Origin of the sequence: Streptomyces sp. NPDC058691 (assembly GCF_042714775.1) — a bacterium.
GTDB lineage: Bacteria > Actinomycetota > Actinomycetes > Streptomycetales > Streptomycetaceae > Actinacidiphila.
In genome coordinates this window covers 117,218-126,977 of sequence record NZ_JBHXSO010000005.1, presented here as the reverse complement: position 1 = coordinate 126,977, position 9,760 = coordinate 117,218, and the positions used below count along the sequence as shown (strand labels likewise).

The window sequence follows — 9,760 nt, the reverse complement described above, 5'->3', positions numbered from 1 at the left end:
GCCACCAACCCGCCCCTTCCCCCCCGCATCTTACCGCCGCCCCCCCCCCCGGCCGCCCCGGGGGGCGTCCGTGCGGGGCCGGGTACGGCCGGAGGCGATCCCGCGCCGCGGCCGTCGGGCCGTCAGACGGTCAGACCGTCAGCACGACCTTGCCGAACAGGTCGCCGCCGGCCATCTTCTCGAAGCCCTCGCGGGCCCGGTCCAGCGGAAGCACGGTGTCCACGACCGGACGCACACCGGTGACCGCGCAGAAGCTGAGCAGGTCCTCCAGTTCGTCCTTGGTGCCCATCGTGGAACCGACGACCTTGAGCTCCAGGAAGAAGATGCGGTTGAGCTCGGCGGCCTGCGGGTTGGGGCCGGAGGTCGCGCCGGAGATGACGAGGGTGCCGCCCGGGCGCAGCGACTTGACCGAGTGGGACCAGGTGGCGGCGCCCACGGTCTCGATGACGGCGTCCACCCGCCGGGGCAGCCGCGCGCCCGGCTCGAAGGCGGCGTCCGCGCCCAGGTCCTCGGCGCGCTTGCGCTTGGCCTCGTCGCGGCTGGTGGCGAAGACCCGCAGGCCCGCCGCCTTGGCGAGCACGATCGCGGCGGTCGCGACACCGCCGCCGGCGCCCTGGACGAGCACGGAGTCGCCGGGGCGGACACCGGCGTTGGTGAAGAGCATCCGGTAGGCCGTCAGCCACGCCGTGGGCAGGCAGGCGGCCTCCTCGAAGGACAGTTCCTTCGGCTTGGGCAGCAGGTTCCAGGTGGGGACGGAGACCTTCTCGGCGAAGGTGCCCTGGTACCTCTCGGTGAGGATGGAGCGCGGCTCGTCCGGGCCGACGCCGTGGCCGCTGAGGCCGACGACCGGGTAGACGACCACCTCGTTGCCGTGCTCGTCGATCCCGGCGGCGTCGCAGCCGAGGATCATCGGCAGGCTCTCCTCCCCGAGGCCCACCCCGCGCAGCGACCACAGGTCGTGGTGGTTGAGGGAGGCGGCCTTGACGGTGACGGTGCTCCAGCCGGGCCGGGCCTCCGGCTCGGGGCGTTCCCCGAGTTCGAGGCCGTTCAGGGGCTGGTCGCGGTCGATGCGGGCGGCGTAGGCAGCGAACATGACCATGACGCTAGCGGCGCGCGGCACTCCGGCGGAACCGTACCGGGATGTGACACGCGCCGCTGGGCGACGAGAACGACGGGAACGACGAAAAGGCCCGAAGACGGGGACGACGAGAGGACGAGCGGCTCAGCGGCGGGCGACGCCCTCGGCGCGGGCGGCGGCGGCCACGGCCGCGGCGACCGCGGGGGCGACCCGCTCGTCGAAGGGCGAGGGGATCACCCGGTCGGCCGACAGATCGCCGTCGACGACGGCGGCCAGCGCCTCGGCGGCGGCGATCTTCATGCCCTCGGTGATGCGGGAGGCCCGCACCTGGAACGCGCCGGAGAAGATGCCCGGGAAGGCGAGCACGTTGTTGATCTGGTTGGGGTAGTCGCTGCGGCCGGTGGCCACGACGGCGGCGTACCGGTGTGCCACCTCGGGGTGGATCTCCGGCGTCGGGTTCGCCATGGCGAAGATGAAGCAGCCCTTGGCCATGGCGGCGACGGCCTCCTCCCGGACGGTGCCGCCGGAGACGCCGATGAAGACGTCCGCGCCCTCCAGGGCCTCCTCCAGCGAGCCGGTGAGGCCGGTCCTGTTGGTGTACGAGGCCAGCTCGCGCTTGGCGGAGTTGAGGTCCTCGCGCCCGGCGTGCACCACGCCCTTGCGGTCGGTGACGGCGACGTCGCCGATGCCCGCCTCGACCAGGATCTTGGCGATCGCGACACCCGCGGCGCCGGCGCCGGAGATCACCGCGCGCAGTTCGCCGAGCGTACGGCCGGTCAGCCGGACGGCGTTGCGCAGCGCGGCGAGGGTGACGACGGCCGTGCCGTGCTGGTCGTCGTGGAACACCGGGATGTCCAGGCGCTCCTGGAGTTTGCGCTCGATCTCGAAGCAGCGGGGCGCGGAGATGTCCTCCAGGTTCACCCCGCCGAAGGACGGCGCGAGGCGCACGACGGTCTCGACGATCTCGTCCACATCGGTCGTGGCGAGCGCGATCGGCACCGCGTCGACCCCGCCGAACTGCTTGAAGAGGATCGCCTTGCCCTCCATGACCGGGAGCGAGGCCTCGGGGCCGATGTCTCCCAGGCCCAGCACCGCCGTGCCGTCCGTGACGACGGCGACCACCTGTGACTTCCACGTGTAGTCGTACACCAGCTCGGGCTTCTCGGCGATGGCCGTGCACACGCGCGCGACGCCCGGGGTGTACGCGAGCGACAGGTCGTCGGCGTTCCGGACCGGGACGGTCGCGGACACCTCCATCTTGCCGCCGCGGTGCAGCGCGAAGGCCGGGTCCACCGGGCTCTCGGGACCTTCACTGCCGGCGCTGTCACCGGATGCACTGCCGTCGGTGCGAGGATTCAGAATCTCCGCTGCCACTGTCGACCCCTTTGTCCGAATTGTCTATGAGGGTACTACCCCCTGCGACAGGGGGTAGGTGGGCTCGGCTTCCGCGCCCGGGCGGAGAGTGGTCCCGGGCAGCCCGGACGCCGGGCGCGCCGCACGCGCGCCGAGGGCCCCAGGTGAGGGGTAAGGGTCCGTTGTACCGGAAGACGGTTTCCGCCGACGAGTCAACTCCGCCGTTCCGCGGTGTCGCACATCGGAGAGTTCCCTGCGGAACGCGACAAGTCGTCCGAATAGCGGGACGGGGAAAGTGACGCACATAACGGCGCAACGCGGCCCCATCGCGGTCCGGCCTTGGTGTACCGGCCCGATGAGGTTCAGGGGATCGCCCGTTATGCGATTTTGACACAACCGGACACCTATGAAGACCTGCCCGGATGGCAAGATGCGGGGATCACACGCGGTAGCGATAACCGAATACACGTACCCGGAAGATCGGCTACTTCAGGACTCCCGCAGGAGGAACCAGCAATGACCGCACCCACCCCCCGTCGCTCGGCCGTGACGACCCGCTTCGCCGCGATCGGAGCGATCGCGGTCGCCGGTGCCCTCGTGCTCACCGGTTGCGGCGACCAGACGGACAAGAGCGCCTCCGAGTCCCCCTCCACCGGCGCCTCCAAGGCACCGCTGTTCGACAAGCTGCCCGAGTCGGTGAAGTCCGCCGGTGTGATCAAGGTCGGCTCGGACATCGCCTACGCGCCCGTGGAGTTCGTCGATGGCGGCAAGACCGTCGGCGTGGACCCGGACCTGGCCGATGCCCTCGGCAAGCAGCTCGGCGTGAAGTTCGAGTTCAACAACGGCACGTTCGACACCCTGCTCACGGGTCTGCGCGGCAAGCGCTACGACATGGTGATGTCCGCGATGAGCGACACCAAGAACCGCCAGGACGGTGTGGACTCCGCCACGGGCAAGAAGGTCGGCGAGGGTGTCGACTTCGTCGACTACTTCACCGCCGGTTCCTCGATCATCGTGAAGAAGGGCAACCCGGAGGGCATCAAGTCGCTCGCCGACCTGTGCGGCAAGAAGGTCGCCGTGCAGCGCGGCACCACCTCGCAGGACCTGCTCAAGGCGCAGAAGTGCGACAAGCCGATGTCGATCCAGCCCTTCGACACCGACGCGGACGCGCAGACCCGCCTCAAGGCCGGCGGCGTGGTCGCCGACGTCTCCGACTTCCCCGTGGCGGCGTACGCGGTGAAGACCTCCGGCGGCGGCCAGAACTTCGAACTCGCGGGCGACCAGGTCGAGGCCGGTCCCTACGGCATCGCCGTGTCGAAGTCCAACACCCAGCTGCGCGACGCCCTCCAGGCCGCGCTTGACGCCATCATCAAGGACGGCTCCTACACCAAGGTGATGGAGAAGTGGGGCGTCACCGACGGCGCCGTCACCGAGGCCAAGGTCAACGGCGGCTCCTGAGCCACGAGGTCAAGAGGCGTTCCCCCATGTCAGACATGTCAGAACCGAATGACGACGCCAAGGCGGACCCGGCCGGCACCCCGGCCGGGCCCCCCGCGAGCGTGACCTCTCTTCCGGAGGCCATCAAGGCCGTCCCCGTGCGGCACTACGGCCGCTGGGTCGCCGCCGTGGCGGTGCTCGCGGTGCTGGGCCTGCTCGTCAACGCGTTCGCCAACGCGAACATCAACTACGCGGCGATCCCGGACTTCCTGTTCGACTCGGCCGTCCTCAAGGGCCTGCGCAACACCGTGATCATCACGGTCGTCGCCATGCTCGTCGGCCTGCTGCTGGGCATCGTCCTCGCGGTGATGCGCCTGTCGAAGAACCCGGTCACCTCCTCGGTGGCCTGGGGCTACATCTGGTTCTTCCGCGGCACCCCGGTCTACGTACAGCTGCTGATCTGGTTCAACCTGGCACTGATCTTCCCGGTCATCAATCTCGGCTTCTACAAGGACGAGATGAACCAGTTCATGACCCCGTTCATGGCCGCGCTGCTGGGCCTGGGGCTGAACGAGGCCGCGTACATGTCGGAGATCGTGCGGGCGGGCATCCAGTCCGTCGACGAGGGCCAGACCGAGGCGTCCCACGCGCTCGGCATGACCCAGAGCCAGAACCTGCGCCGCGTGGTGCTGCCGCAGGCGATGCGGGTGATCGTGCCGCCGACCGGCAACGAGTTCATCAACATGCTGAAGACCTCGTCGCTCGCGGCACAGGCCGCGCAGTACGCCGAACTGCTGCGCTCCACCACCGACATCGGCAACACCACCGGAGCCACGGTCGAGATGCTCTTCCTCGCCGCGGTCTGGTACCTGGTGCTCACCTCGGTGTTCTCCGTCGGCCAGTACTACCTGGAGCGCCGCTACGCGCGGGGCACGACGCGCAACCTGCCGCCCACCCCGTGGCAGAGGATCAAGCAGAACCTGGGCTCGGTCCGCCGCAGCCCGGTCGCGGGAGGTGCCTGATGACCGACTTCAGCAAGGGCACCGGCGGCCATCCCATGGTCAAGGCCGAGGCGGTGCACAAGCACTTCGGTACGGCCCACATCCTCAAGGGCATCGACCTGGAGGTCGCGCCGCGTGAGGTGTTCTGCCTGATCGGCCCGTCCGGCTCGGGCAAGTCCACCTTCCTGCGGTGCATCAACCACCTGGAGCAGATCAGCGCGGGCCGACTGTCGGTCGACGGCGAACTCGTCGGCTACCGGCAGAAGGGCGACAAGCTCTACGAGCTCAAGGACCGCGAGGTGGCTGCCAAGCGCCGCGACATCGGCATGGTCTTCCAGCGCTTCAACCTCTTCCCGCACATGACCGCGATGGAGAACATCATCGAGGCACCGGTGCGCGTGAAGAAGGAGTCCAAGGCCGTCGCCCGCGAGCGGGCCGTCCGCCTCCTGGACCGGGTCGGTCTCGGCGACAAGGCGGCCAGCTATCCCTCCCAGCTCTCCGGCGGCCAGCAGCAGCGTGTCGCCATCGCCCGTGCGCTGGCGATGGAGCCGAAGCTGATGCTCTTCGACGAGCCGACCTCCGCGCTCGACCCGGAGCTGGTCGGGGACGTCCTGGACGTCATGCGGGGACTCGCCGAGGACGGCATGACGATGATCGTCGTCACGCACGAGATGGGCTTCGCCCGCGAGGTGGGAGACGCGCTGGTCTTCATGGACCAGGGAGTGGTGGTCGAGTCCGGCCACCCCCGCGACGTGCTCACCAACCCGCAGCACGACCGCACCAAGGCGTTCCTGTCCAAGGTGCTCTGACCCGGTACCCGGGACCCTGGCGAACAGGGAACACGAACGACGAGGGACGGCGCCCGGCGGCGCCGTCCCTCGTCCTTGGTATGCCCCCCGTTCCCCGGAGTCCGGGTCCAGCTCAGCGCAGCCCGAGGACGATCGCGTCCGTCACCGACCGCCAGACCTCGCGCGCCTCGCCGAATCCCGCCTCGCGCAGGGCCGCGACGTGCCAGGACGGCGGCAGTTCGTCGCCGTCGGCGTGGGAGCCGTAGATCGCGTAGCGCTCCTCGGTGGGGCCGGCGAGCAGCGGGTCGGCCTTGGCGGTGGCCCACCACTGCTCCCAGTCCAGGACGCCCGCGGCCTTCGCACGGTCGCGGCGGGCGTGGTCGAAGGCGCGGACGGCGGCGTTGAGCCGCGGGGTGGAGGGGTCGGGCATGTGGTCGGCGTTCATGAGCACGCCGCCGTCGCGCAGCAGTCCGGCGAGGGTGCCGTACAGGGCGCGGAGCGGCTCCGGCTTGAGCCAGTGCAGGGCGGTGGCGGTGAGGACGGCGTCGTAGCGGCCGTGCGGCAGCCGGGCCGGCCACTGGGGGTCGCGCAGGTCCGCGGTGACGAACTCGACGCGCCGTTCGCCGGCGAAGTGCCCGCGGGCGATCGTGAGCAGCGCCGGGTCGAGGTCGACGCCGGTGGATGTCGCCCCGGGGAAGCGGCGCAGCAGGCGGTCGGAGATACTGCCGGTGCCGCAGGCGAGGTCCAGCACCCGGGGTTCCGGGCCGACCAGTGCCTCGACCATGTCGAGCATGACCCGGAATCGCTCCTCGCGGTCCGGGAGGTACCACTCCTGCTGCCGGTCCCAGCTCTGCTGCCAAGCCTGCCAGTCGGCGGCCGGGGTGGCCGGGGTGGTTTCGGACATTCGGATCCCCTCCAGGTGTAATACCCTTACAGCCAGATCAGCCATTACCGACCTTAGAGCGTGGGAGTAAGGACTACAAGTGGAACTGGCCCATTACTCAGACCTCGCCTCGCGCCTGGTGAACAGCGAGGAGCCCGAGCGCGGCATCGACACGCTGACCTCGGTGGACGCCGTACGGACGCTGTTCGGCCCGGCCAGCCAGGCGGCGAGCCGCGCCACCGAGGCCGACGTGCAGCGGCTGCGCGGCGTGCGCACCCGGCTGCGCGGTGTCTTCGAGTCCGCCTCCGAGGGCGACGAGGTCCGGGCCGTCGACCTGCTGAACTCGCTGCTGCTGGAGTTCCCCGTCAGCCCGCAGATCTCCGGGCACGAGTACCTGGACGAGAGCGGCCGGCCGAACTGGCACATGCACCTGGCCGAGCACGCGGCCACCGCGACCGCGTCCTACGCCGCCACCGCGTGCATGGGCCTGGCGTTCCAGCTCACCGACCTCGGGGTGGACCGGCTCGGCATCTGCCAGGCCACCACCTGCCGCAACGCCTACATCGACACATCGACCAACCACTCGCGCCGCTACTGCTCCGACCGTTGCGCCACCCGGGCGAACGTCGCGGCCTACCGCGCCCGCAAGCGCCTGGAGAACGACCGGTCCGCCCTCAGCGGCCGCACCGACGACACCACCCAGCCCGCCACCCCCGCCACCGACCGCTGAACCTCGATCGGCGGCCGGAACCGGCCGAGTCCCCGGGCGAGCACCAGCTCGTCCGGGACGGTGCCGAACTCCCGGCTGTCGTTCTCCACGAAGGTGTTGTCGCCCAGCACCCACCACCCGCCCTCGCGCCGCTCCACGGCGCGTTTGACGATCAGCAGGTCCTGCTGCAGCGGATGCCGCATCACCACGACCTCACCCGCGCGGACCTCGTCCGCGCCCGCGACGTGGCGCACGAGCAGCCAGTCGCCGTGGACCAGCGTCGGCGCCATCGACGGACCTGTGACTTCGACCAGCTGGTACGGCACTCTCCTCCTCTGCCCAGCCCCCGGCTCCCGCATGCTCCGCCTCCTCGTCACGTCCTCCACCAGCCCAGGGTGTCACCAGACTTTTGTCCTAAGCACCAAGGGGCCCCGAGAAAACCACCCGCACAGGGAGTAATCTCGCTCGTGGAAAGACGATCACGAGGAAGGACAGTCATGCTCGCTCGCCTGTTCGCGCCCAAGGTGAAGGTCAGCGCCCACTGCGACCTGCCCTGCGGTGTTTACGACCCGGCCCAGGCCCGCATCGAGGCGCAGTCCGTCAAGGCGGTCCAGGAGAAGTACCAGGCCAACGAGGACCCGCACTTCCGCGCGCGCGCCATCGTCATCAAGGAGCAGCGTGCGGAGCTCGTCAAGCACCACCTCTCGGTGCTGTGGAGCGACTACTTCAAGGCCCCGCACTTCGAGAAGTACCCCCAGCTGCACCAGCTCTTCAACGACGCGCTCAAGGCCGGCAGCGCCGCGAAGGCGTCCACCGACCCGGCGACGGGCCAGAAGCTGCTGGACCTGATCGACCAGATCGACGCCATCTTCCAGGAGACGAAGAAGGCCTGATCCGGTATCGGCAGATGTGCGCCCGGCCGCTCGCGCGGCCGGGCGCTGCCGTTCCCGGGACCACACGCCGTCAGGCGCGGCGTCCCCGGAGCGGGTTCACCCGTGGTCGTGGACGGCCGGCGGCGGCACCGGGGAAGGGGTGCCGCGCACTCGGCGCAGGAACTCCAGCTCGTCCATGACACACAGGACCGTCATCGGAAGCAGGGGCTCGGCTTCCGGCGGCCGGCGGCGCGGCCCCGCGAGACGGCGGACGAGGAGGGCGGCGCGCGGCAGGACACCGCGGTCCGCCCGGAGCGGGCGCGGGCGCCGTCGCGTACGCAAGAGCGCGCGCATCTAGGAGGCCGCCGGTCTGGAGCGCAGCCAGCAGATCACTGCGTTGACCGTCGGATAGTCCAGTTCGGCGATCCGGGCGACGGCCCAGGCGTCGTCGCCGCGTACCCGGACACCGGCGGCGTCGAGCGCACTGTGCAGCATGACCTGGTGGGCCTGGGTGGCGGGCAGGGTCTGCCCCGGCCGGATGTGCTGCCGCAGCGACGAGGAGATCGGCAGCGGCGGCGTCGGTCGTTCCACGGTCATGCACGGACTCCCTCGAAGTAGTCGGACAGGGCGCTGGTGAGTTCGGGCCTGCTGTGCCATTCGCGGTGGCCGATGAGTTCGGTGTACACACGGGACCAGAAGGCCGCGACCACGGCGTGATCGGCGCGGTCGGCGACCAGACCGGTGGGCGGCGCCAGTCCGCCCGCGTGCGCCCGGTCGGTGAAGACGAGGGTGACGAGGGGAGCGCGCTCGCTCTCCGGGCTCCCGTCCGCGGGCGCGGCGTCCCGCAGGACCGCCCTGCTCAGGGCGTCGGCGGCGACGCCGGCGGCGGGTGCCGGCCCGGTGCTCCAGCCCATCAGCCGCCGGCTGTGGACCTCCAGGACGATCACGCACAGCACATCGCCCTGCCGGGTGGACAGCGAGACGGCGTCGGTCACCCACAGGCGGCCGGGAACGCCCGACCGTCCCTGGAGACCGGCCCGGCGCATGAGCAGTTCGACCGTGCCGTGGCTGACGGAGACGCCGTGCCGCAGCAGCAGTTCCTCGTGGACACGGCGGTACCCGAAGGTGCCGCGGGAGGCCGTGTGGATCGAGGCGATGAGCTCGGTGAGCCATGCGTGGCGCAGGGAGCGCGCCGAGGGGGTGCGGTTGCGCCAGGTGAAGTAGCCCGACTCGGACGTGCCGAGCACGCGGGTGGCCGTGCGCACCGGCAGGCCCTCCCCCGCCATCATGTGCACGGCCTCGAAACGCCTTTTGGGGACACCACATCACGCAGCAGTTCCGTCGCGCGCCGGTGCACGGCCAGTTCGGTCTCCAGTTCGCTGATGCGCCGCCGCGCCGCGCTGAGCTCGGCGCCGGTCGTCGGTGGCCGGCGCTTCCTGCCCAGGTGCGGCAGGTGGGTGCGCCGCCACTGGTAGACCGTCTGGTCGCTGAGGTCGAGTACGTCGGCGACCTTCCGCACGGGCTCACCGGCGGTCAGCAGATCGAGGGCCTTGCGGCGCAGCTCGGGCGGGTAACGACGACTGGGCACTTCTTTTCCTCCGGGGGAGCCGGTTCGGGGTGCGCCCCGGACCGGGGCCCG

At 70.6% G+C, this 9,760-nt stretch carries 12 protein-coding genes; 5 read left to right on the top strand and 7 right to left on the bottom strand.

What is annotated here, in order from left to right:
• Nucleotides 1-130 precede the first annotated feature (130 nt).
• Entirely contained in the window at nt 131-1,093 is a 963-nt protein-coding gene (locus ACFWVC_RS05740) for a zinc-binding dehydrogenase (RefSeq protein WP_384278332.1), read from the bottom strand.
• A 129-nt stretch (nt 1,094-1,222) separates the two neighbouring features.
• Nucleotides 1,223-2,452 carry an NADP-dependent malic enzyme gene (locus ACFWVC_RS05735; RefSeq protein WP_384278326.1) on the bottom strand — a complete coding sequence of 410 codons (1,230 nt, stop codon included), beginning with the start codon at nt 2,450-2,452 and terminating at the stop codon, nt 1,223-1,225.
• A gap of 495 nt (nt 2,453-2,947) precedes the next feature.
• On the opposite strand from ACFWVC_RS05735, the gene ACFWVC_RS05730 reads away from it, so the two are divergent.
• Genes ACFWVC_RS05730 through ACFWVC_RS05720 form a run of 3 tightly spaced genes read left to right on the top strand, consistent with a single transcriptional unit; the run spans nt 2,948 to nt 5,678 of the window.
• On the top strand, nt 2,948-3,889 hold the full coding sequence (locus ACFWVC_RS05730) for an ABC transporter substrate-binding protein (protein WP_384278322.1): 942 nt from the start codon (nt 2,948-2,950) through the stop codon (nt 3,887-3,889).
• A 35-nt stretch (nt 3,890-3,924) separates the two neighbouring features.
• Nucleotides 3,925-4,890, top strand: coding sequence for an amino acid ABC transporter permease (locus tag ACFWVC_RS05725; protein ID WP_384278316.1), 966 nt, complete (start codon nt 3,925-3,927; stop codon nt 4,888-4,890).
• Complete coding sequence (locus ACFWVC_RS05720) at nt 4,890-5,678, top strand: amino acid ABC transporter ATP-binding protein (RefSeq protein WP_384278309.1); 789 nt, start codon at nt 4,890-4,892, stop codon at nt 5,676-5,678. The genes ACFWVC_RS05725 and ACFWVC_RS05720 overlap by 1 nt, the downstream gene beginning before the upstream one ends.
• A gap of 112 nt (nt 5,679-5,790) precedes the next feature.
• Here ACFWVC_RS05720 and ACFWVC_RS05715 read toward each other — a convergent pair whose 3' ends face one another.
• A complete protein-coding gene (locus ACFWVC_RS05715; RefSeq protein WP_384278302.1) occupies nt 5,791-6,561 on the bottom strand; it encodes a class I SAM-dependent methyltransferase in 771 nt (256 codons plus the stop codon).
• Nucleotides 6,562-6,640: 79 nt separating this feature from the next.
• Between ACFWVC_RS05715 and ACFWVC_RS05710 the strand changes: the two genes are divergently transcribed.
• Entirely contained in the window at nt 6,641-7,270 is a 630-nt protein-coding gene (locus ACFWVC_RS05710; RefSeq protein ID WP_384278299.1) for a CGNR zinc finger domain-containing protein, read from the top strand.
• Here the strand turns inward: ACFWVC_RS05710 and sodX are convergent.
• The gene (gene sodX / locus ACFWVC_RS05705) at nt 7,174-7,608 is read right to left on the bottom strand and encodes a nickel-type superoxide dismutase maturation protease (protein ID WP_384278291.1); all 435 of its coding nucleotides are present in this window, start codon (nt 7,606-7,608) and stop codon (nt 7,174-7,176) included. The genes ACFWVC_RS05710 and sodX overlap by 97 nt on opposite strands.
• Nucleotides 7,609-7,746: 138 nt before the next feature.
• Here sodX and sodN point away from each other — a divergent pair, with 138 nt between their 5' ends.
• Nucleotides 7,747-8,142 (top strand): superoxide dismutase, Ni, encoded by a 396-nt coding sequence (sodN, locus tag ACFWVC_RS05700; protein ID WP_018563636.1) that lies wholly within the window; start codon nt 7,747-7,749, stop codon nt 8,140-8,142.
• 333 nt (nt 8,143-8,475) lie between these two features.
• On the opposite strand, the gene ACFWVC_RS05695 is transcribed toward sodN, so the two are convergent.
• Genes ACFWVC_RS05695 through ACFWVC_RS05685 form a run of 3 tightly spaced genes read right to left on the bottom strand, consistent with a single transcriptional unit; the run spans nt 8,476 to nt 9,709 of the window.
• Entirely contained in the window at nt 8,476-8,718 is a 243-nt protein-coding gene (locus tag ACFWVC_RS05695; protein WP_384278279.1) for a hypothetical protein, read from the bottom strand.
• Complete coding sequence (locus ACFWVC_RS05690; RefSeq protein WP_384278654.1) at nt 8,715-9,410, bottom strand: IS3 family transposase; 696 nt, start codon at nt 9,408-9,410, stop codon at nt 8,715-8,717. The genes ACFWVC_RS05695 and ACFWVC_RS05690 overlap by 4 nt, the downstream gene beginning before the upstream one ends.
• Nucleotides 9,407-9,709 (bottom strand): transposase, encoded by a 303-nt coding sequence (locus tag ACFWVC_RS05685; RefSeq protein ID WP_384278271.1) that lies wholly within the window; start codon nt 9,707-9,709, stop codon nt 9,407-9,409. Before ACFWVC_RS05685 ends, ACFWVC_RS05690 begins: the two co-directional genes overlap by 4 nt.
• Between the last annotated feature and the right edge of the window lie 51 nt (nt 9,710-9,760).

What these genes read in the sequence shown, in the direction of transcription:
- ACFWVC_RS05740 (WP_384278332.1), bottom strand. Translation starts at nt 1,093, where the DNA reads ATGTTCGCTGCCTACGCCGCCCGCATCGACCGCGACCAGCCCCTGAAC.
- ACFWVC_RS05730 (WP_384278322.1), top strand. Translation starts at nt 2,948, where the DNA reads ATGACCGCACCCACCCCCCGTCGCTCGGCCGTGACGACCCGCTTCGCC.
- ACFWVC_RS05725 (WP_384278316.1), top strand. Translation starts at nt 3,925, where the DNA reads ATGTCAGAACCGAATGACGACGCCAAGGCGGACCCGGCCGGCACCCCG.
- ACFWVC_RS05720 (WP_384278309.1), top strand. Translation starts at nt 4,890, where the DNA reads ATGACCGACTTCAGCAAGGGCACCGGCGGCCATCCCATGGTCAAGGCC.
- ACFWVC_RS05715 (WP_384278302.1), bottom strand. Translation starts at nt 6,561, where the DNA reads ATGTCCGAAACCACCCCGGCCACCCCGGCCGCCGACTGGCAGGCTTGG.
- sodX (WP_384278291.1), bottom strand. Translation starts at nt 7,608, where the DNA reads ATGCGGGAGCCGGGGGCTGGGCAGAGGAGGAGAGTGCCGTACCAGCTG.
- sodN (WP_018563636.1), top strand. Translation starts at nt 7,747, where the DNA reads ATGCTCGCTCGCCTGTTCGCGCCCAAGGTGAAGGTCAGCGCCCACTGC.
- ACFWVC_RS05695 (WP_384278279.1), bottom strand. Translation starts at nt 8,718, where the DNA reads ATGACCGTGGAACGACCGACGCCGCCGCTGCCGATCTCCTCGTCGCTG.
- ACFWVC_RS05690 (WP_384278654.1), bottom strand. Translation starts at nt 9,410, where the DNA reads ATGATGGCGGGGGAGGGCCTGCCGGTGCGCACGGCCACCCGCGTGCTC.